The sequence below is a fragment of the Variovorax paradoxus genome, assembly GCA_016806145.1.
Lineage (GTDB): Bacteria > Pseudomonadota > Gammaproteobacteria > Burkholderiales > Burkholderiaceae_C > Variovorax.
In genome coordinates, this window is record CP063166.1 from 3160588 (window position 1) to 3180519 (window position 19932).

At 70.5% G+C, this 19932-nt stretch carries 18 protein-coding genes and 1 pseudogene; 10 read left to right on the plus strand and 9 right to left on the minus strand.

Annotated features, from left to right (window positions below; translation table 11 throughout):
- Positions 1 to 28 precede the first annotated feature (28 nt).
- The 8 genes from INQ48_14880 to flhD form a co-directional block, all read right to left on the minus strand.
- Positions 29 to 751, minus strand: coding sequence for an RNA polymerase sigma factor FliA (locus INQ48_14880; protein QRF60739.1), 723 nt, complete (start codon positions 749 to 751; stop codon positions 29 to 31).
- Positions 752 to 803: 52 nt separating this feature from the next.
- A complete protein-coding gene (gene flhF / locus INQ48_14885; protein ID QRF60414.1) occupies positions 804 to 2276 on the minus strand; it encodes a flagellar biosynthesis protein FlhF in 1473 nt (490 codons plus the stop codon).
- Positions 2273 to 4345: a flagellar biosynthesis protein FlhA gene (flhA, locus tag INQ48_14890; protein ID QRF60415.1), complete on the minus strand. Its 2073-nt coding sequence runs from the start codon at positions 4343 to 4345 to the stop codon at positions 2273 to 2275. The genes flhF and flhA overlap by 4 nt, the downstream gene beginning before the upstream one ends.
- Positions 4342 to 5520: an EscU/YscU/HrcU family type III secretion system export apparatus switch protein gene (locus INQ48_14895; protein ID QRF60416.1), complete on the minus strand. Its 1179-nt coding sequence runs from the start codon at positions 5518 to 5520 to the stop codon at positions 4342 to 4344. Before INQ48_14895 ends, flhA begins: the two co-directional genes overlap by 4 nt.
- A gap of 15 nt (positions 5521 to 5535) precedes the next feature.
- Positions 5536 to 6555, minus strand: coding sequence for a flagellar motor protein MotB (motB, locus tag INQ48_14900; GenBank protein QRF60417.1), 1020 nt, complete (start codon positions 6553 to 6555; stop codon positions 5536 to 5538).
- Positions 6556 to 6580: 25 nt separating this feature from the next.
- Entirely contained in the window at positions 6581 to 7438 is an 858-nt protein-coding gene (gene motA / locus INQ48_14905; GenBank protein ID QRF60418.1) for a flagellar motor stator protein MotA, read from the minus strand.
- 124 nt (positions 7439 to 7562) lie between these two features.
- A complete protein-coding gene (gene flhC / locus INQ48_14910) occupies positions 7563 to 8102 on the minus strand; it encodes a flagellar transcriptional regulator FlhC (GenBank protein QRF60419.1) in 540 nt (179 codons plus the stop codon).
- A 30-nt stretch (positions 8103 to 8132) separates the two neighbouring features.
- Entirely contained in the window at positions 8133 to 8465 is a 333-nt protein-coding gene (gene flhD, locus INQ48_14915) for a flagellar transcriptional regulator FlhD (protein QRF60420.1), read from the minus strand.
- Between the two features lie 623 nt (positions 8466 to 9088).
- Here flhD and INQ48_14920 point away from each other — a divergent pair.
- The 4 genes from INQ48_14920 to INQ48_14935 all read left to right on the plus strand — a co-directional run bounded on the left by INQ48_14920 (position 9089) and on the right by INQ48_14935 (position 12665).
- Positions 9089 to 10255 carry a flagellin gene (locus INQ48_14920; protein ID QRF60421.1) on the plus strand — a complete coding sequence of 389 codons (1167 nt, stop codon included), beginning with the start codon at positions 9089 to 9091 and terminating at the stop codon, positions 10253 to 10255.
- Between the two features lie 127 nt (positions 10256 to 10382).
- The gene (gene fliD, locus INQ48_14925; GenBank protein QRF60422.1) at positions 10383 to 11831 is read left to right on the plus strand and encodes a flagellar filament capping protein FliD; all 1449 of its coding nucleotides are present in this window, start codon (positions 10383 to 10385) and stop codon (positions 11829 to 11831) included.
- A 98-nt stretch (positions 11832 to 11929) separates the two neighbouring features.
- Positions 11930 to 12346, plus strand: coding sequence for a flagellar export chaperone FliS (fliS, locus tag INQ48_14930; protein QRF60423.1), 417 nt, complete (start codon positions 11930 to 11932; stop codon positions 12344 to 12346).
- Positions 12347 to 12365: 19 nt separating this feature from the next.
- Positions 12366 to 12665, plus strand: a complete 300-nt coding sequence (locus tag INQ48_14935) for a flagellar protein FliT (protein ID QRF60424.1) — start codon at positions 12366 to 12368, stop codon at positions 12663 to 12665.
- Positions 12666 to 12854: 189 nt separating this feature from the next.
- On the opposite strand, the gene fliE is transcribed toward INQ48_14935, so the two are convergent.
- Positions 12855 to 13172 (minus strand): flagellar hook-basal body complex protein FliE, encoded by a 318-nt coding sequence (gene fliE / locus INQ48_14940; protein QRF60425.1) that lies wholly within the window; start codon positions 13170 to 13172, stop codon positions 12855 to 12857.
- 160 nt (positions 13173 to 13332) lie between these two features.
- On the opposite strand from fliE, the pseudogene fliF reads away from it, so the two are divergent.
- From fliF to INQ48_14970, 6 genes and pseudogenes are all read left to right on the plus strand, one after another.
- A pseudogene (fliF, locus tag INQ48_14945) lies at positions 13333 to 15085 on the plus strand (flagellar M-ring protein FliF).
- Between the two features lie 15 nt (positions 15086 to 15100).
- Complete coding sequence (gene fliG / locus INQ48_14950; GenBank protein QRF60426.1) at positions 15101 to 16093, plus strand: flagellar motor switch protein FliG; 993 nt, start codon at positions 15101 to 15103, stop codon at positions 16091 to 16093.
- A gap of 43 nt (positions 16094 to 16136) precedes the next feature.
- Positions 16137 to 16814 carry a flagellar assembly protein FliH gene (locus INQ48_14955; protein QRF60427.1) on the plus strand — a complete coding sequence of 226 codons (678 nt, stop codon included), beginning with the start codon at positions 16137 to 16139 and terminating at the stop codon, positions 16812 to 16814.
- A gap of 22 nt (positions 16815 to 16836) precedes the next feature.
- Positions 16837 to 18207: a flagellar protein export ATPase FliI gene (fliI, locus tag INQ48_14960; GenBank protein ID QRF60740.1), complete on the plus strand. Its 1371-nt coding sequence runs from the start codon at positions 16837 to 16839 to the stop codon at positions 18205 to 18207.
- Positions 18204 to 18653, plus strand: a complete 450-nt coding sequence (locus INQ48_14965; protein QRF60428.1) for a flagellar FliJ family protein — start codon at positions 18204 to 18206, stop codon at positions 18651 to 18653. The genes fliI and INQ48_14965 overlap by 4 nt, the downstream gene beginning before the upstream one ends.
- Positions 18650 to 19909 (plus strand): flagellar hook-length control protein FliK, encoded by a 1260-nt coding sequence (locus INQ48_14970; protein QRF60429.1) that lies wholly within the window; start codon positions 18650 to 18652, stop codon positions 19907 to 19909. Before INQ48_14965 ends, INQ48_14970 begins: the two co-directional genes overlap by 4 nt.
- Positions 19910 to 19932 lie beyond the last annotated feature (23 nt).

A 19932-nucleotide genomic window follows, 5' to 3' on the forward strand; every position in this document is an offset into this window, starting at 1 on the left:
AGCACCGCGGCGCGGTGCTTCGTGAGCGTCAGTGCGAACGCATCTTCGCGCGCAACCGCGCGATCGACTGGCTGTGCAGTTGCGAGACGCGCGACTCGGTCACGCCGAGCACGGCCGCGATCTCCTTGAGATTCATGTCCTGCTCGTAGTACATGCCCATGATGTGGCGCTCGCGTTCGGGCAGGCTGTCGATGGCGCCCACCAGCGCCTGGCGCAGCCGCTGGTCCTTGAGCAGGCTCATCGGGTCGGCGTCGGCATCGGCCAGGTGGCGGTCGAGGAAGCCCGACTCGCCCTCGGCATCGGTGCCGCCACCCATGTCCTCCAGGTACACGAGCTGGGTGCCGCGCACGCGGCCCAGCAGGCTCTGGTAGTCGGCCAGCGGCATCTCGAGCGCGTCGGCGATCTCGGACTCGGCCGGCGCGCGGCCCAGCTTCTGCTCGAGCGCGCGCACCGCCTGCTCGATCTGCTTCTGGCTCTTGCGCGAGCCGCGCGAGAGCCAGTCGCCGTCGCGCAGCTCGTCGAGCATGGCGCCGCGGATGCGCTGGGTGGCGAAGGTCTCGAACTGCACGCCCTGGCTGGCCTCGTAGCGCGACAGCGCATCGGCCAGGCCGATCATGCCGACCTGGATCAGGTCGTCGAGCTCGACGTTGGGCGGCAGCTTGGCGATCATGTGATGCGCCAGCCGGCGCACCAGCGGCACGTGCTGGCGGATCAGCGCATCGCGGTCGAGCCGGCCCTTGGGCGTGTACATCTGGGAGAGCGGGGAAGCGGCCTGCATGTCGTGTCGGGGGCGGGTGCGCTCCTCAGAGTTCGCCCGCGCCGGGCGAGAAGAACAGCTCGAGGTCGGCCGGCTGCGGATCGAAGGGCGAGCGCTGGGCCGCGCGCATCGAGTCGCGCACCAGCTCGGCGGCCAGCGCCGGCTTCCAGTCCTGCGAGGTGCGCGGGCCATGGGCCACGCCGCGCAGCACCAGCTGGTGGCGGATCAGCGTGTCGAGCGCCGGGCCCAGCTTCACGGCCTCGTCGGTCTTGCTCAGCACGGCCTGGCGCGCGCCGCCGATCTTGAAGCTGGCGGCCATCTCGTCGAGCGTGTCGCCGTGCGCGCCGGCATTGAGCACCATCAGGCGCGAGATGCCGCGCAGGTCGAGCAGGTCCAGCAGGTCGCGCCGGCGCGGATCGCGCGGCGCCAGGCCGGCGGTGTCGATCAGCACCATGCGCTTGCCGTGGAACAGCGCGAGCAGCTCCTGCAGCGCGGCGCGGTCGTGCGCGAGATGCGCCACCACGCCCATGGCGCGGCCGTGGGCGCGCAACTGTTCGTGCGCGCCCGCGCGGTGCATGTCGAGCGTGATCAGGCCGACGCTGGCCGGGCCATGCAGCCGCGCGCACTGGGCCGCGATCTTGGCGGCGGTGGTGGTCTTGCCGACGCCGGTGGCGCCGACCAGCGCGTAGACGCCGCCTTCCTCGGCCAGCGTGGGCGCGGCGGGGTCGATGCCGAGCATGGTTTCGAGCGCGGCCATCATGCGGCGCACCGCGCCGGCCGCGTCGTTGTCGAGCGCGATCGATTCGAGCACGCTGCGCGCGAGCGCGGGCGAGTAGCCGGCGCGCAGCAGCTTGAGCATCAGGTTCGAATGCACCGGGTTCTGCCGTGCCGGGCCGAGCCAGGCGAGGGCGTTGAAGCGGCTCTCCATCAGCGTGCGCATGGCCTGCAGCTCGGCCATCAGCGCCTGCTGGGTTTCGCTCGCGGTGTCGATCGCGGGAGCGGGCGCGGCGATGGGGGCGGGGCGGGGCGTTTCGACGGCGGCGGGCGCGGCGGTGGGCACGAAGGCCGCGCGGACCGGCGCGGCCGACGACGCGGCGGGCGCGGGCGCCGGTGACGCGGCCTCCTGCTGGCGCCGCAGCATGCGTTCGCGCACGTAGTCCTGGAACGACAGCGTGCTCATGCCGAGCTCGGCCACGTCGGCCTCGACGATGGCGCGCGATTCGGCGCTCGCGAGCGGGGCCGGGGCCGGTGCCGGTACGGCGGGTTGCGGTTGCGCGACGGCGGGCGCGGGCACCGGCTTCGGCGGCGTCCACGCGGGCGCCGAGAGCGTGCCTTGCGTGCCCTGCAGGATCGCGCGGCCGGCCTCGAGCGCGCTCAGGCTGTCCTCGGCCGCGGCCACCACTTCCACGCCGTCGTCGAGCTGGCGGTTCGAGAGGATCAGCGTGCCGTCGCCGAAGACATTGCGCGCCAGCGCCATCGCTTCGCGTGCGGTCGGTGCGGTGAAACGTTGGATGTTCATGCGGAGGCTCCTCGCAGGATCGGGCCGATGCGGATGGTGTGGGTTTCAGGGATTTCGCTGTGGCCGAGCACCTGCATGCGCGGCGCGGCGCGGCGCACCATGCGCGCGATGGCGTTGCGGATCGCGTCGGGCACCAGCAGGCAGGCCGGCACGCCTTGCTCTTCCTGCTTGAGCGCGACCTCGGCGGCGGTGCGCGTGAAGATCTCGACCACGCCCGGATCGAGCGCGGGCGCCTGGGCATTGCCCAGGGCCTGCATCAGCAGGCGCTCGAAGGCGGGCTCGATGGCGATCACGTCGAGTTCCTTCACCGGGCCGTAGATCTGCTGCACGATGGCCGGCGCCAGCGCCACGCGCACGCGGCGCGCGAGCTCGCCCGGGTCGGTGGTGCTGCCGGCATGCTCGGCCAGCGTCTCGACGATGGTGCGGATGTCGCGGATGTGCACCGACTCTTCCAGCAGCAGTTGCAGCACCTTCTGGAACGTGGACAGCGGCACCAGCTTGGGCACGACTTCCTCGATCAGCTTGGGCGCCAGTTTGTTCACGTGTTCGACCAGTTGTTGGGTTTCGGTGCGGCTGAGCAGGCGCGCCGCCTGCACCTGCATCAAATGTGACAGGTGGGTGGCCATCACGGTCTCCGAATCAACGACGGTGAAACCGCTCATTTGCGCGGCTTCCCGCTGCCGCTCCTCGATCCAGTGCGCGGGCAGGCCGAAGGCCGGGTCGGTGGTGGGCGTGCCGATCAGCGGGGTGGTGATGCCGCCCGGATTGATCGCCAGGTACATGCCCGGATGGGCCTCGCCCTCGGCCACCACCACGCCGCGCAGGGTGACGCGGTAGCTGCTGGGCTTGAGCTCGAGGTTGTCGCGCACGTGCACCGCGGGCGGCAGGAAGCCCACCTCCTGCGCGAACTTGCGGCGCACGCCCTTGATGCGCGTGAGCAGGTCGCCCTGGCGGCTCTTGTCGACCAGCGCGATCAGTCGGTAGCCGAGCTCCAGGCCCAGCAGGTCCACCGGCTGCAGGTCGTCCCAGCTGGCCTCGGCATCGGGCGCGGGCGGTGCCGGCGGCGCGGGCGCGGCCGGCGGCGGACGGCGCGACAGCCGCCAGGCGCCCCAGGCCAGCAGCGAGGCGATCGAGAGGAACACCACGTGCGGCATGCCCGGGATCACGCCCAGCAAGCCCAGGATGCCGGCCGTGAGGCCGAGCACGCGCGGCGAGGTCAGCAACTGGTCGACGATCTGGCGGCCCACGTCCTCCTCGCGGCCCACGCGCGAGATCACCATCGCCGCGGCGACCGAGATCAGCAGGCCCGGCACCTGCGCCACCAGCGCGTCGCCGACCGCGAGCAGCACGTAGGTGTCGGCCGCCTTGCCGGCCGACAGGCCGTGCTGCAGCACGCCGATGGCGAAGCCGCCGACGATGCTGATCACCAGGATCAGGATGCCGGCGATGGCATCGCCGCGCACGAACTTGGAGGCGCCGTCCATCGAGCCGAAGAAGTTCGCTTCCTCGGCCACCTCGGCGCGGCGGCGGCGGGCTTCCTTCTCGTCGATCACGCCCGCGTTGAGGTCGGCATCGACCGCCATCTGCTTGCCGGGCATGGCGTCGAGCGTGAAGCGCGCCGACACCTCGGCGATGCGCTCGGCGCCCTTGGTGACCACCACGAAGTTGATCACCACCAGGATCGCGAACACGATCAGGCCGACCGCGAAGTTGCCGCCGATCAGGAAGTGGCCGAAGGACTCGATCACCGCGCCCGCGGCGCCGGGGCCGGTGTGGCCCTCGAGCAGCACCACGCGCGTGGAGGCCACGTTGAGCGACAGCCGCATCAGCGTGGTCAAGAGCAGCACCGAGGGAAAGGCCGCGAAGTCGAGCGGGCGCACCATGTAGGCCGCCACCATCATCACCATCAGCGCGACCGCGATGTTGAGCGTGAAGAAGCCATCGAGCAGCCAGGGCGGGATCGGCAGCACCATCAACGCGAGGATGGCCACCACCAGCAGCGGCGCTGCCGCGCGCTGGAACATGCCGCCACGGGCTCCGAGCCACTGGCGCAGGGCGAGCGGGTTCATGGGCGCACTCCTGCCACGGGTTCAGCGGCTGCCGTTGCAGGCAACTTGCGGTGCGGGTCGAGCTCGGGCGCCACGTAGGGATCGGGCACGCCCTGCGGCATCGGGCCCTCGCCGCGCAGCGCGGCCTTCATGCGGTAGACATAGGCCAGCACCTGGGCCACGGCGGTGAACAGGCTCGAGGGAATGGGCTGGTCGATCTCGGCATGGGCGAACAGCGCGCGCGCGAGCATGGGCGACTGCACCACCGGGATGCCGTTGGCGTTGGCGATCTCGCGGATCTTCATCGCGAGCAGGTCGGCGCCCTTGGCCACCACCTGCGGCGCGTTCATGGTCGCCTCGTCGTAGCGCAGCGCCACCGCGTAGTGGGTCGGGTTCATCAGCACGAAGTCGGCGCGCGGCACCGCGGTGATGCTGGCGCGCTGCGAGATCGCGCGCGCCGCGCTGCGCTGCCGGCCCTTGGTATGCGGGTCGCCGTCGGATTCCTTGTGCTCCTGCTTGAGCTCCTGGTGCGACATCTTGAGCTTCGACAGGTGGAAGAAGCGTTGCAGCGGCACGTCGATCACCGCGGTGGCGAACACCACCAGCAGCAGCAGGCCCACGCCGGTGGCGAGCCAGTCGCCGAGCGCGCGCAGCGCCGAGGGGGAGGGCTGCAGCACCACGCGCACCACCTCGCCGATCGAGCCGGCGACGTAGTACCAGCCGATGGTGCCGAGGATGGCCGACAGCAGCACCAGCTTGGCGACCTGCGCCACCTGCTGGCGGGTGAACAGGTTGCCCAGGCCCTTGAACGGGCTCAGGCGCGAAAGGTCGGGCGTGATCGCCTTGGTGCTCGAGACCCAGCCGCCGACCGCGAGGCTGCCCGCGACCGCCGCGCTCAGCACGATGGCTGCGAACACCACGCAGGCCACCAGGCCCAGGCCGGCGAAGGTCGACAGCCGCGACAGCATGTCGGCCGGGTCCTGCACGCTGGCCGCGTTGAAGACCAGCGCCTGCGCGAGCGTGCCGCGCATCTGCTCGAAGGCGGTGGGCGCGAGCAGCAGCAGCGCGACCGCGCCGGTGCCCATCACCGCGAGATGCGACAGGTCCTTCGAGCGCGGCACCTGGCCGTCGCGGCGCGCCTGGTCGATCTTGCGCTGCGAGGCGGGGAGCTGGCGGTCCTGGCTGTTCGATTCCATGGCGGTGGCGCTCGCTCAGGGCTGGGCGCGGCCCGGGGTGGCGGCGGGCGCCGCGCCGGCGGGAGCGGCCGGCGCATCGGCGCCCTCGGGCTTCTTCTGCTCCCTGGCGAGCTCGGTGGCGATGGCCTTCACCGCGTCGTTGCCCTCCAGGCGCGCGTTGCCGAACAGGCGCGACTCGGCGTCGCGCGTGAGCACCACGATGCTGATGCGGCGGTTCAGCGGCGCCAGCGCGTTCTTCTTGTCGAGCAGGTCGCTCGCGGCCAGGCCGACCACGCGCACCAGCTTGTCGTCGGGCATGCCGGCGGCCACCAGCTCGCGGCGCGAGGCATTGGCGCGGTCGGCCGACAGCTCCCAGTTGCCGTAGCCGCGGTCGCCGTTGCCGTAGGGCGCGGCATCGGTGTGGCCGGCCAGGCTCACGCGGTTCTCGATGCCGTTGAGCGCGCCGCCCACCGCGCGCAGGATGTCGTGCATGTAGGGCTTCACGATCGCGCTGCCGGTGTCGAACATCGGGCGGTTCTGCGCGTCGACGATCTGGATCTCGAGGCCGTCGGAGGTCACCTCGAGCTTGATCTGCGAGCGGAATTCGCGCAGCTTGGGGTTGCTCTCGATCATCTCCTCGATGCGCGCGCGCAGGGCCGCCATGCGGCGCGCGTCCTGGCGCGCCTGCTCGAGCTTGAGGCTGTTGTCCTGGCCGATCTTCTTCGGGTCCATGGTGCTCCCGTCGGTGCGGCGCACCTCGCCGGTGGTGCGCGTGAGGTCGCGCCCGCCGCCGGGCACCACGCTCGAGGCGCTGCCCGCGCCCGAGCCGCCGGCCATCTCGACCTTCATCGGCGAGTTGAAGTAGGAGGCGATGCCCTGCAGGTCGCCCTTGGCGGTCGAGCCCAGCAGCCACATCAGGAGGAAGAAGGCCATCATGGCCGTCACGAAGTCGGCGTAGGCGATCTTCCAGGCGCCGCCGTGGTGCGCATGCGTGGTCTTCTTGACCCGCTTGATGATGATCGGCTGGAGCTTGCGGGTCCCGGGCGTGGTGGCCATGGCGTTGCCTCTTGCGCTGGGCGCTCTACTTCTTCTTCACGTGGGTCTCGAGCTCGGTGAAGCTCGGCCGGTCGGTCGAGAACAGCACCTTGCGGCCGAACTCGATCGCGGTCGTGGGGTTGTAGCCCTGCATGCTCGCCAGCAGGGTGGTCTTGATGCACTGCAGTTCCTTGGTGCCTTCCTCGGCCTTCTGCTCGAGCAGGCCGCCCAGCGGCTCGACGATGGCGTAGGCCAGCAGGATGCCCAGGAAGGTGCCGACCAGCGCCGAGCCGATCATGGCGCCGAGCACCGCCGGCGGCTGGCCGACCGAGCCCATGGTGTTCACCACGCCGAGCACGGCGGCCACGATGCCGAAGGCCGGCAGGCCGCCGGCCAGCCGCGCGATGGCGGCCACGGGCGCATGCGATTCCTGGTGGTGGGTCTCGATCTCGCTGTCCATCAGCGACTCGATCTCGTGGCTGTTGAGGTTGCCCGAGGCCATCATGCGCAGGTAGTCGGTGGTGAACTCGACCACGTGGTGGTCCTTGGCCACGTTCGGGTGCTTCTGGAACAGCGGCGAATCCTGCGGCGCCTCGATGTCCTTCTCGATCGACATCAGGCCTTCCTTGCGCGCCTTCTGCAGGATGTCGTAGAGCAGCGCCATCAGCTCGAGGTAGCGCGCCTTGGTGTACTTGGAACCCTTGAGCGCCGTCGGCAGCGCCTTCAGCGTGGCCATCAGCACCTTGCGCTGGTTGTTCACCACGAAGGCGCCGAGCGCGCCGCCGCCGATCACCATCAGCTCGATCGGCAGCGCATGCAGCACCACCCCGATGTTGCCGCCATGGATGATGTAGCCGCCGAAGATGCAGCCCAGCGCGACGAGGTAACCGAGGATGACGGACATGGGGCGATACGAGTTCCTGGAACCCCTATTGGGCCTCGGAGCCGCCCCGCGCATTCCATGAAAAAAGGGCCCTGCGGGGGCCCTTATCTTCTGTTTGCCGGCTGGCTCGCGGCATTCGCCGCGCTCACTGCAGCTGGATGCCGCCCGCGCCCGAGCCCTTGCCGGCGCGCGCCGGCGGTTCGCACAGGCCGCAGACGAAGTGCTGCGCGTTCTCGTAGGGCTCGGTCACGAAGTGGCCGCCGCAGCGCGAGCAGGGCGTCATGGCGAGCATCTGGTTCTCCATGAAGCGCACCAGCCGCCAGGCGCGCGTGATCGACAGCTGCGGCTCGAGGCCGCAGGCACCGGTCTGCTCGGTGTACAGGCCGTAGGCCTTGATCAGCGCGTCGACCGGCTCGAGCTCGCTGGTCTTGTTGAGGTAGGTGTAGATGTTGTGGAACAGCGAAGCGTGGATGTTCGGCTGCCAGGTCAGGAACCAGTCGGTCGAGAAGGGCAACTGGCCCTTCGACGGCGACTTGCCCGCCACTTCCTTGTAGAGGCGCAGCAGCCGTTCGTACGACAGCTCGGTCTCGCTCTCCAGCACCTGCAGGCGGGCGCCCATCTCGATCAGATGGACCGCGCGCTCGATCTGCCGGGACTCGCCCAGCACGCTCTTCGGATTGGCCATGCCTTGTCAGCTCGCGGAATGCGCGGCGCCTCAGTACGAGGTTTCCGCGAAACGGCTCGACATGACGATGTTGGCGTGCAGCTTCAGCGTCTCGTCGTTGGCCGTGCGGGTGCGCACGTTGTGGCTGGTGAGCAGGCCCCAGACCATGTCGTCGGTGGCACGGAAGCGGCACAGCAGCATGTTGCTGGAGGCCAGCTTCATGATCTGCGCCGGCGACAGCGTGTCGATGAGGTCCGCGGATTCCTCGGAAATGCCGAGCCGGAACAGGGCCTGCGCCTTGTCTTCCCGGATGAGGCTCTGCGCCAGCATCAGGTAGGTGAGGTTGGCTTCCTTGATCTCGGCGAGCAGCTGTTCATTGGTCATGAGTGCCTCCTCCTAGGCGGGCAAAAGCGCCCTTGGCGACCGTGTACTTTCAGTTTAATCACAAATGTCAGACTCAGTAAACATTTGTTAAAAATGTACCGCAGTAGGCGGATTCCTACAAAAAAACTTTGACCCGAGATGCCTCGATGGTGAGTGCTTGCAACCATCGCGCCCCAGAACCGTGACTTGGTTATCTGAAATGAATACTAAGGCACTCCGAGTGAAAGTCTAATTTCGATAGTGATAGATAAATCTATCGAAAGTCGGACATCCATGGCTTCCGTTTCGCGGTTTACAAGCTGTTAACGAGTGTGACCTGATGTGGTGCACAGACCACGAAATCCCGTGGGGACGAAGTTGTCTTGCGTGGTGGGGAAACTACGGGTTTCCGTGGGGGTAACACGCGGAGCATGGTGGCGCCCGCGGCGCAATCGCCGGCACACCCGTCTGCATCCGGTCGGAAATCTTGAGGGTGCGATCGCAAAAATAAATCGCTAAAGAGCCGGCCGGGACCCACCGAAAACCAGTGCAACGGGCCTTGCACCAGGGTTCGTCAGGCAGCCAGCGCTTCGCTGGCGCGACTTTGGCAGCGATGCCCGACTTATCAGTTTGAAGGAGCTCTCATGGCCTCGATCATCAACACCAACATCAGTTCGCTCACCGCGCAGCGCAACCTCTCGGGCAGCCAATCCTCGCTGGCGACCTCGATGCAGCGCCTGTCCTCGGGCCTGCGCATCAACAGCGCCAAGGACGACGCCGCCGGCCTCGCGATCTCCGAGCGCATGACGGCCCAGATCCGCGGCCTGACGCAAGCCGGCCGCAACGCCAACGACGGCATCTCGCTGGCGCAGACGGCCGAAGGCGCGCTGAGCACCATCGGCAACAACCTGCAGCGCATCCGCGAACTGGCCGTGCAGTCGCGCAACGCCACCAACTCGACCGAGGACCGCGCCTCGCTGCAGAAGGAAGTCACGCAGCTCAAGAGCGAAATCGACCGCGTCGCCAAGCAGACCTCGTTCAACGGCACCAAGCTGCTCGACGGCAGCTTCAGCGCCCAGTCGTTCCAGGTCGGCGCCAACCAGGGCGAGACGATCTCGATCGCCTCGATCGCCAATGCCAGCATCAACTCGCTGGGCAGCTGGACCAGCGTCGACACCTACTCGGCCACGGTGACCGGCGCGGCGCCCGCGGGCTTCGGCGGCATCACGGCCAACGCCTTCACGATCAACGGCGTGGGCATCGGCGCGGTCAATGCCGGCACCAACGCGATCACGCAGGGCGCCAACGTGGCGGCCGCCATCAACAAGAAGTCCAGCGAGACCGGCGTGGTCGCGACGGCGGACGCCGCTACGGGCGCTGTCACCCTGACCTCGAGCGGCAGCACGGCCATCACGGTCGGCGGCACGCTGACCAACACCGGCCTGACCGCCGGCCCGACCGCCGCGACGATGACCACTGCCGGTACCGCCGAGACCGGTTTCTCCGGCCTGACGGTGGACACGGTGGACGGCGCCGACAACGCGATCCTCGCGATGGACGCCGCGCTGAAGGCCGTGAACTCCTCGCGCGCCGACCTCGGCGCGATCCAGAACCGCTTCGAATCGGTGGTCTCGAACCTCTCGACCTCGGCCGAGAACCTGACCGCTTCGCGCAGCCGCATCCAGGACGCGGACTTCGCGGCCGAAACCGCCAACCTGTCGCGCGCCCAGGTGCTGCAGCAGGCCGGCACGGCGATGGTGGCCCAGGCCAACCAGCTGCCGCAGACGGTGCTGTCGCTGCTGCGCGGCTAAGGCAGGAACAGGGGGCCGAAGGCCGGCCTCCTGCACGCTTCATCGCGGGGCGGCGAACGGACAATTCCGTTCGCCGCCCCGTGTTTTTTCCGTGGGCGCGAGGCGATTCCAGCATCGGAGAAAAGACATGGCCAGCATCACATCGACGGGCATCGGCAGCCAGCTCGACGTCGAATCCATCATCACGCAGCTGATGGCGATCGAGAAGAAGCCGCTGACCGCGCTGCAGACCACGGCGAGCACGCTCGACAACAAGATCTCGGCCTTCGGCACGCTCAAGTCGCAGCTCTCGGCGCTGTCCGACGCGGCCACCAAGCTGGCGGCCGCCGCGACCTGGAACGCCAAGACCGCCTCGAGCTCGAACGCGACCGCGCTGAGCGCCAGCGTCACCAACGCCGGCGACGCGGTGGCCAGCAGCTTCACCATGCAGGTGTCGCAGCTCGCGCGCGCCCAGGCCGTGTCCTCGAACGCGGTGGCCACGGGCACCGGCTTCGGCCTCGGCACCCTGAGCATCCAGCTCGGCGACTGGAACGACACCGACACCGGCGGCCCGAACTTCCAGGCCGGCGACAAGGCCGCCATCGACATCGGCGTGAACGAGGGCGACAGCCTCTCGACCATCGCTTCCAAGATCAACGCGGCCGGCGCGGGCGTGAGCGCCACCGTGCTCAAGGACCTCTCGGGCGAACGGCTGATGCTGCGCTCCAGCAGCACCGGCGAGGCCGCGGGCTTTCGCGTCACGGCCACGCCGCTGGGCTCGGGCGACGGCGCCGACCTCGGCCTGCTCGCCTTCGATGGCGCGGGGCAGGGCATGGGCGCCAACCCGGTGCAGTACGCGCGCAATGCCGAGGCCACCATCAACGGCGTGACGATCCGCTCGGCCACCAACGTGCTGGCCGACACCGTGCCGGGCGTGAGCCTCACGCTGTCGCAGGTGACGACCTCGCCGGTCGAGGTCGCCGTGACCACCGACACCTCGGGCCTGCGCGGCACCATCCAGGCCTTCGTGACCGCCTACAACACGATGAACCAGACGCTGAACTCGGCCACCGCCTACGACGCGGCGAGCAAGACGGCGGCGCTGCTGCAGGGCGACTCCACGGCCGTGAGCCTGCAGAACGCGCTGCGCAGCCTGGTCGGCTCGCCCTCGGGCGGCGGCGCGATCCAGCGCCTGAGCGACCTCGGCATCACGGTCGCCAAGGACGGCGCCGGCAACCTCGCGGTCGACACCGTCAAGCTCGACGCGGCGCTCAAGAACCCGGCCGCGGTGCAGCAGTTCTTCGCCGCGGCGCAGAACACCATGGATTCCAGCGCCACCGGCTTCGCCACCCGGCTGTCGGCCTTCACCCAGGCCGCGATCGCCACCGACGGCACGCTCGACACCCGCACCCAGTCGCTCAAGGACCAGCGCAAGGACAACGACAAGAGCCAGGACAACCTCAGCGACCGGCTGACCCTGACCGAGAAGCGGCTGCGCGCGCAGTACACGGCGCTGGACACGAAGATGGCCTCGCTGACCGCGCTCAACACGTACATCACCCAGCAGGTGGCGCAGTGGAACAAGTCCACCAGCTGAGGCGCCGGTTTTCGGGCCCGCGCCGGGCTCGCGGGCCTCAACTTCCGCACCGGAATGCCGATAAAGAAGGCATAGACACCGGAACAGGAAGCCGCACCATGTACACCTCGCCCGCAGCCCGCGCCGCCCAGGCCTACTCCAGAGTGGGCGCCGAATCGGGCGTGGACGCCTCGACCTCCCCGCACCGGCTCATCGAGCTGCTGTTCGACGGCCTGCTGCAGGCCATCCATGCCGCCAGCGGCGCGCTGGCGCGCGGCGACATCGCGGCCAAGGGCCAGCAGATCATGCGGGCGGTGCGATTCCTCGAAGAAGGCCTCAAGGGTGGGCTCGACGAGGCCCGGGGTGGAGAACTCGCGGTTACACTCCGCGCGTTGTACGACTATTGCATCAATCGGCTGACGGTCGCCAACCTCCGCAACGACGGGGCGGCCCTGGCGGAAGTGGCTTCGCTGATCGCACCGGTCGCACAGAGCTGGAAACAGATCGGGCCCTCCCAGCCCGCGCAGGCCGCCTGAGGCGTCCTTGGAGTCCTTCATGCAAGAGCGACTGCTCGACTACTACAAAGCGATCGAAGCCGCGAGCAAGCAGATGCTCGAGGCCGCCCGCATGGAAGACTGGGAAGGCGTGGTGCGCTGCGAAGGCGCCTGCGCCGTGCTGATCGAGCAGCTGCGCTTCAAGGCCACCTCGCTCGAGCTGCCGCGCACCGACCGCGCCGAGAAGACCCGCGTGATGCAGCGCATCCTGCGCAACGACGCCGAGATCCGGCTCCTGGCCGAGCCGTGGATCGCCGACCTCGACCATCTGTTCGATTCGCGGCTGCAGCTGATCCACTGAGGCTGGGGCGCGAAGGCGCCGGCCGGCGGACGACGGTGGAAGAACAGAAAGACCGTTCACGCTGAGCTTGTCGAAGCGCCGCGCAAGGCTTCGACAAGCTCAGCCCGAACGGTGGACGAAGACCCGGAGGCCGAGCGGTTGTCGAAGATCGGGGAGCCGAACGGTTCTCGCGGATCGAAGCGATCCGCCTCACACCTGCATGTTCATGATGTCGCTGTAGGCCTGCACCATGCGGTTGCGCACGTGCATCGTGGCCTGGAAGCCGATCTGCGCCTTCTGGATCGCGACCATGGTCTGCTCCAGGCTGACGTTCGGGTTCTCGAGCTGAACCTCGCGCTGCAGCGCGCCGGCCTGGTTCTGGGCCGCGCTCACCGACTGCAGCGCACCCGAGAGCGCCCCGGCGAAGCCGCCGCCGCTGCCCTCGGCGGCCGAGGGCGCGGTGCGCGCCGTGCGCGCGAAAGCCTGCGCCGAGGTGGGCGAAGTCAGCGGTGCGAGTCGGAGGTCCATGGGCACCGATGCTACGGGCGGTCGGCCGAGCGCGATCGCGGGGAAATGGGCAGGAAAGCAGCCCTTTATCGGGCTTATGTGGGACGGGGTCGGCCCGAATAATCGCAGCGAGCACGAAGCGCCTTCCGCGCCGTGCGAACCGACCCGCACCGCCGAGCCCATGTCCACCGCCGTCGCCGAACTTCCCGCCGCCCAGCCCGCGTCCCTTGCCGCCCCGGCCTGGCAGGGCCGCCTCGCGTCGCTCGACCGGCGCCAGCGCCTGCGGCTGGCGATCGGCGCCGCGCTGCTGGTGGCGCTGGCCGTGGCCGCCATCGTGATGGGCCGCCAGGCCGACTGGCGCGTGCTCTACGCCAACCTCGGCGACAAGGACGGCGGCGCGATCGTCGCCCAGCTCGCCCAGATGAACGTGCCCTACAAGTACACCGAGGGCGGCGGCGCCGTGATGGTGCCGGCCGACAAGGTGCACGACGTGCGCCTGCGCCTGGCCTCGCTGGGCCTGCCCAAGGGCTCGGTGGCCGGCTTCGAGCTGATGGAGAACAACCGCTTCGGCATGACGCAGTTCCAGGAGAAGCTGAGCTTCCAGCGCGGCCTCGAGGGCGAGCTCACGCGCTCGATCCAGGGCCTGGCCTCGGTGCAGAGCGCGCGCGTGCACCTGGCGCTGCCGAACCAGAACGGCTTCTTCCGCGAGCAGCAGAAGCCCTCGGCCTCGGTGCTGCTGACCTTGCACCCGGGTCGCACGCTCGAGCGCAACCAGATCGCGGGCATCGTGCACCTGGTGGCCTCCAGCGTGCCCGAGCTCGCGCCCTCGGCCGTGAGCGTGGTCGACGACAGCGGCAAGCTGCTGTCGCAGACCGGCGACGGCGCCACCGGCGGCGCGGGTGCCGGCGAGGGCCAGCAGCTGCAGTACGTGCAGCAGATCGAGCAGCAGTACATGCGCCGCATCCTCGACATCCTCGAGCCGGTGGTGGGGCGCCAGAACGTGAAGGCGCAGGTCACGGCCGACGTGGACTTCTCGCAGAGCGAGGCGACCATGGAGGAGCACCGCCCGAACCAGGCGGCCGAGGCCGGCGCCGTGCGCAGCCAGCAGACGGTGGAGACCACCGGTCCCGGCGCGGCCGGTGCCACGCCGCCCGCGGGCGTGCCGGGCGCCACCTCGAACCAGCCGCCCGGCGCCTCGTCGGCCCCGGTCAACGGTCCGGCCGCGGCGCTCGCGCCCACCGGCGCCGCGGCGGTGGTGCGCGGGCGCGGCCGCCCAGCGCCCGCCGGGCAAGCGCGAGTCCACCATCAACTACGAGGTCGACAAGACCGTGAAGACCGTGCGCAGCGCCACCGGCCAGATCCGCCGGCTCAGCGCGGCGGTGGTCGTCAACTACCAGGGCGTGGCCGATGCCGCGGGCAAGGTGGTGCCGACCGCGCTGTCGGCGCAGCAGGTCGAGCAGATGACGGCGCTGGTGCGCGAGAGCATCGGCTTCAACAAGGAGCGCGGCGACTCGGTGAACCTGATGAACACGCCGTTCCTGGTCGACGCGCCGGTGCAGGTCGAGCTGCCGCTGTGGAAGCGCCCCGAGACCCTGGAGCTGGCGCGCAGCTTCGCCTGGCCCGTGGGGCTGGTGCTGATCGGCGCGATCGTGCTGCTGGGCATGGTGCGCCCCGGCCTCAAGGCCATGGCCGCGGCCAAGCCGCTGCCCGGCAGCATCACGCCGGCGCTCGGCGGTCCCGCCGCCGGCAGCCAGCTCAACGCGATGGTGGCCGACACGCCCGAACGTCCCGCGCTCGGCGCGCCCGAGGCGGTGGCCGTGCCCTCGCCGCAGGAGCAGGTGCCCGAGCAGATGCGGCTGGAGGGCGCGCGCCAGATGGCGCGGCAGAACCCGGTGGCGGTGGCGAACATCGTCAAGACCTGGGTCCACGGCTGACCGGAACGAACGCGCATGGACGAACAGGGACTCAACGACGCGGCGATCCTCCTGATGTCGCTCGGCGAACAGGAAGCCGGCGAGGTGCTGCGGCACCTGTCGCCGCGCGAGGTGCAGAAGATCGGCGAGACCATCGCCAAGACCCGCGCCGTGTCGCGCGAGCGGCTCGGCGAGGTGGCGGACCGCTTCATCACCGCCACCGCGGGCCAGAGCCTGTTCGCAGCCGACACCGGCGACTACGTGCGCTCGGTGATGCGCCACGCGCTCGGCGAGGAGAAGGCCTCGATCCTGGTCGACCGCATCCTGCAGACCGCCGACCTCAGCGGCATCGAGAACCTCAAGTGGATGGACGCGCCCTCGGTGGCCGAGGTGCTCAAGCTCGAGCATCCGCAGATCGTGGCCGCAATCCTGGTGCACCTGGAGCCCGAGCACGCCTCGGCGATCCTGCTGCAACTGCCCGACCTGCAGCGCGCCGAGGTGCTGCTGCGCGTGGCCACGCTCGAGGGCATCCAGCCGGCCGCGCTCGAAGACCTCAACGAGGTGATGTTCCGCGTGCTCTCGGGCGGCGCCAAGGTGCGCAAGCCCTCGCTGGGCGGACCGCGCACGGCCGCCGGCATGATCAACCTGCTCGGCAGCGGCGCCGATGCGCAGGCCATCGCGGCGATCCGCAACCACGATGCCGAGCTGGCGCAGCAGATCGCCGACCTGACCTTCGTCTTCGACGACGTGATGAAGCTCGACGACAAGTCGCTGCAGCTGGTGATGAAGGAGATCGCGTCGGAGACGCTGATCGTCGCGCTCAAGGGCGCGGCGCCGCCGCTGCGCGACAAGTTCCTCTCGAACATGTCCTCGCGCGCGGCCGAGGCGCTGCGCGAGGACCTCGAGGCGCGCGGTCCGCTGCGGCTGTCGGAGGTCGAGGCGCAGCAGAAGGAAATCCTCAAGGCGCTGCGCCGGCTCGCCGACGAAGGCCAGATCATGCTGGGCGGCGGCGATGGCGGGTTTGTCTGATGGGCGCACGCATGACGCTGGCTGAAACGACGGAGGTCCGGGCGTGAGCCGCGGCGCCTTCATCCGCGGCGAGGACGTCGCGCGCTTCGCGCGCTGGCAGTTCGCCGCCGTCGGCGCCGAGGGCAACGTGCTCGGCGGCGTGGTCGATCCCGAGGCGATCGAGGAAGCGCGCCAGCAGGGCCGCGACGAAGGCTATGCGGCCGGCCGCGCGGCGGCGCAGGCCGAGGCGCGCGAACAGATGGAGGCCTACCAGGCCAACGAGGGCCTGGAGGCCGCGCAGCGCGTTGCCGCCTTGCTCGCAAGCGCCGAGGCGCAGCTGGCCGAGGTGCAGCAGGAGCTCGCGCGCGGCACGCTCGAGATCGCCTGCGCGCTTGCGCGCCAGGTGCTGCGCCAGGAGATCGCGACCCGGCCGGCCGTGCTCGAGCCGGTGGTGCGCGAGGCGCTCGCCATGCTCGCGGTCGATGGCAAGGCCAGCACCGTGCGGCTGTCGCCGACCGATTTCGAGCGGCTGGGCGTCGCGCTGCGCGCCGAGTTCGAGGGCCAGCCCGTGAGCGTGGTGGCCGACGCGGGCATCCCGCCCGGCGACTGCCTGGTCGAGTCGGCCGGCACCGTCATCGACGGCGGCGTGGCCACGCGCTGGTCGCGCGCGGTCGCGGCGCTGGGCCTGGCGATGCCGTGGCACGACGACGCGGCGCCGAAGGACCCGGATGCGGCTGGCTGACCCGCTCGACTGGCGCCAGTTCATGGCCGACGCGCAGGCGCGGCTGGCGCACGACGCCGGCCTCGAGGCGCGCGGCACGCTGACCCGGCTCACCGGCCTGGTGCTCGAGGCCTCGGGCATCCGCGCGCCCGTGGGCTCGCAGTGCCTGGTGCGCATGGGCAGCCAGCCCGCGGTGCTGGCCGAGGTGGTGGGTTTCTCGAACGACCGCGCCTTCCTGATGCCGGCCGGCGAGGTGCAGGGCCTGTCGAGCGGCGCCAGCGTGGTGCCCGCCGCGCCCTATGTGCCGGTGCCGCGGCTCGGCGAGGCCGATCCCGGCATCGCGCCGCGCGTGGGCGCGCTGCGCCTGCCGCTGGGCGACGGCCTGCTGGGCCGCGTGGTCGACCCGCAGGGCCATGTGCTCGACGACCTGGGCCCGCTGACCGAGGTCAGCGCCGAGCCGCTGGACCGCGCGCCGATCAACGCGATGGACCGCGACCCGGTGCGCGAGCCGCTCGATACCGGCGTGCGCGCGATCAATGCCTTGCTGACCGTCGGGCGCGGCCAGCGCATCGGCCTGTTCGCCGGCTCGGGCGTGGGCAAGAGCGTGCTGCTCGGGATGATGGCGCGCTACACCGCGGCCGACGTGATCGTGGTCGGCCTGATCGGCGAGCGCGGCCGCGAGGTGAAGGAATTCATCGAGGACATCCTCGGGCCCGAGGGCCGCGCGCGTTCGGTGGTGGTGGCGGCGCCGGCCGATTCGCCGCCGCTGCTGCGCATGCAGGGCGCGAGCTACGCGACCGCGGTGGCCGAGCATTTCCGCGACCAGGGGCTGCACGTGCTGCTGCTGATGGATTCGCTCACGCGCTATGCGATGGCGCAGCGCGAGATCGCGCTGGCGATCGGCGAGGCGCCGGCCACCAAGGGCTATCCGCCCTCGTGCTTCGCCAAGCTGCCGCGGCTGGTGGAGCGCAGCGGCAACGGCCTCAACGGCGTGGGCTCGATCACCGCCTTCTACACCGTGCTGTCGGAGGGCGACGACCAGCAGGACCCGATCGCCGACGCGGCGCGCGCCATCCTCGACGGCCACATCGTGCTGTCGCGCGCGCTGGCCGAGGAGGCGCATTTCCCGGCCATCGACATCGAGCAGTCGGCCTCGCGCGTGATGCACAACGTGGCCTCGGCCGGCCACCTCGAATGCGCGCGCCACTTCCGCGCCATCTATTCGCGCTACCGCAAGAGCCGCGACCTGGTGCGCGTGGGCGCCTATGCCGCGGGCAGCGACCCGGCGCTCGACCAGGCGATCCGGCTGCAGCCCGCGATGACCGCGTTCCTGCAGCAGCGCATGCACGAGAGCGCACCCTTCGATGTCAGCCTCGGCGGCATGGCCGACGTGCTCGAGGGACGCCAACCATGAGCGGTCTCGAGATCGCGGCCGACATGGCGCGCGACCGGCGCGATGCCGCGGTGCAGCTGCTCGCGCAGGCGCGGCAGAAATGGCTCGCGGGCCAGGTGCAGCTCGACCAGCTCGAGAGCTACGCGCAGGAATGCACCGCGCGCTGGGCCACGCGCTCGCTCAACTGCACGCCCGAGCTGATGCGCCACCACTACCAGTTCATGGAGCGGCTCGACCATGCGATCGCGCTGCAGACCGGCATCGTGCGCGAGCTCGGCCAGGGCGTGGAGCGCGCGGCCGTGCCCGTGCGCGAGGCCGAGGCGCGGCTCGAGAGCCTGCGCCAGCTGGTGCGCTCGCGCGAACGCGAGCTGCAGCTGCAGGCCGACCGGCGCGCGCAGAAGCAGACGGACGAACAGGCGGCCCTGCAGCACCGGCGGCACGGCGAACGGTCGGAGGAATGGCGATGAGCGTCGAAGTGGCGCGGGCGAGTGCCGATCCTTTGCTGCCTGCTCGCGCGCCCACCGCGCGCGAGCGTGGCGGCGCGGCCGATGCCTTCGATCGGGCGCTCGAGGGCGCGAATGAATCGCAGGCCTCGGAGGCGGCGGAGGCCGCGGACGAGGAGGGCGCTTGCGTGCCGGCGAAGACGCCGGCCGCGGGGGCCGTGAAAGAAGATGAAAAGGCCGATGAGGTCATCGCCGGCGCACACGCGACCGCGACCACCCAGCCGGCCGTCGAGCCCTGGATGCTGTTGGCGCAGGGCGCTTTCGTGAGCCGCGAGGGCAAGGCGGGGGATGCGCCCGTCTCCACGGGCGATGCCGCTGTTGATGCCGTGAATGGCGCTGGAGCGGGACCGAAGCCGGCCAAGGGCATGCCCGCGCCGCCGGTGGTTTCCACGCCGAGCACTTCGCGGGATGCCGCCGTCGATGTGCCCGCCGCGCCGCCCGCCAAGCCGAATGGCGCGGCGACCGCGCGCAGCACGGCGCAGCGCCTGGCCAACCTCGCGGCGGCCGATGGCGCGGCCACACCTGCACGCACAGCGCAATCGCAAGCCCTGCCGCCGAAGGAAGAACTCGCAGCTGCCTCGCTGTCCGCGCAGGCGCGAACGATCCAGGCCGCAACGACGGAAGCCGTTGTCACCGCGGCCGCACCGCGCCGCGCCGAGCGAAGCGCCGAGCGCGGCAGCGCCACGGGCATGCTCGTCGATCCCGGCAGCGCGACGGCGGGCGCGTCTTCCTCGGCTTCGGCATCGTCGGCCTGGATGGCCCCCGTCGATGCCGCGTCCGCCGCGGCCTCGGCCGGCGGCGCCGTGCTCGCCGACCGCATGACCGAGCAGGTCAGTTGGTGGCTCGCGCAGAAGTCGCAGGGCGCCGATGTCTCGCTCGAGCTCGCGCCGGGCCAGAGCGTGTCGTTCAGCGTGCAGGTGCAGGGCAACGAGGCGCAGATCGCCTTCCGCAGCGACCAGCCCGAGGTGCGCCAGATGCTGGGCCAGGCCGCGGCGCAGCTCAAGGACCTGTTCGGGCAGGAAGGGCTGCTGCTGTCGGGCGTGACCGTGGATGCGCAGTCCGCGGGCACGCAGCAGCGCGGCGAGGGCGAAGGTCGTTCCGATGCGCGCGGCGTGGTGCGCGGCGTCGCGCGGCTCGGCGCGGCCTCCGCCTCGGCTCCCGCGCCGGCGGTCGTGCGTGCGTCGCTGCCGGCGGGGCGCGCGCTCGATCTGTACGTCTGAGCGGTTTTCCCCCCTTTTATCCG

Bases quoted from the DNA above. Each gene is read 5' to 3' on its own strand.
- INQ48_14880 (QRF60739.1), bottom strand. From the start codon at position 751: ATGTACACGCCCAAGGGCCGGCTCGACCGCGATGCGCTGATCCGCCAG.
- flhF (QRF60414.1), bottom strand. From the start codon at position 2,276: ATGAACATCCAACGTTTCACCGCACCGACCGCACGCGAAGCGATGGCG.
- flhA (QRF60415.1), bottom strand. From the start codon at position 4,345: ATGAACCCGCTCGCCCTGCGCCAGTGGCTCGGAGCCCGTGGCGGCATG.
- INQ48_14895 (QRF60416.1), bottom strand. From the start codon at position 5,520: ATGGAATCGAACAGCCAGGACCGCCAGCTCCCCGCCTCGCAGCGCAAG.
- motB (QRF60417.1), bottom strand. From the start codon at position 6,555: ATGGCCACCACGCCCGGGACCCGCAAGCTCCAGCCGATCATCATCAAG.
- motA (QRF60418.1), bottom strand. From the start codon at position 7,438: ATGTCCGTCATCCTCGGTTACCTCGTCGCGCTGGGCTGCATCTTCGGC.
- flhC (QRF60419.1), bottom strand. From the start codon at position 8,102: ATGGCCAATCCGAAGAGCGTGCTGGGCGAGTCCCGGCAGATCGAGCGC.
- flhD (QRF60420.1), bottom strand. From the start codon at position 8,465: ATGACCAATGAACAGCTGCTCGCCGAGATCAAGGAAGCCAACCTCACC.
- INQ48_14920 (QRF60421.1), top strand. From the start codon at position 9,089: ATGGCCTCGATCATCAACACCAACATCAGTTCGCTCACCGCGCAGCGC.
- fliD (QRF60422.1), top strand. From the start codon at position 10,383: ATGGCCAGCATCACATCGACGGGCATCGGCAGCCAGCTCGACGTCGAA.
- fliS (QRF60423.1), top strand. From the start codon at position 11,930: ATGTACACCTCGCCCGCAGCCCGCGCCGCCCAGGCCTACTCCAGAGTG.
- INQ48_14935 (QRF60424.1), top strand. From the start codon at position 12,366: ATGCAAGAGCGACTGCTCGACTACTACAAAGCGATCGAAGCCGCGAGC.
- fliE (QRF60425.1), bottom strand. From the start codon at position 13,172: ATGGACCTCCGACTCGCACCGCTGACTTCGCCCACCTCGGCGCAGGCT.
- fliG (QRF60426.1), top strand. From the start codon at position 15,101: ATGGACGAACAGGGACTCAACGACGCGGCGATCCTCCTGATGTCGCTC.
- fliI (QRF60740.1), top strand. From the start codon at position 16,837: ATGGCCGACGCGCAGGCGCGGCTGGCGCACGACGCCGGCCTCGAGGCG.
- INQ48_14965 (QRF60428.1), top strand. From the start codon at position 18,204: ATGAGCGGTCTCGAGATCGCGGCCGACATGGCGCGCGACCGGCGCGAT.
- INQ48_14970 (QRF60429.1), top strand. From the start codon at position 18,650: ATGAGCGTCGAAGTGGCGCGGGCGAGTGCCGATCCTTTGCTGCCTGCT.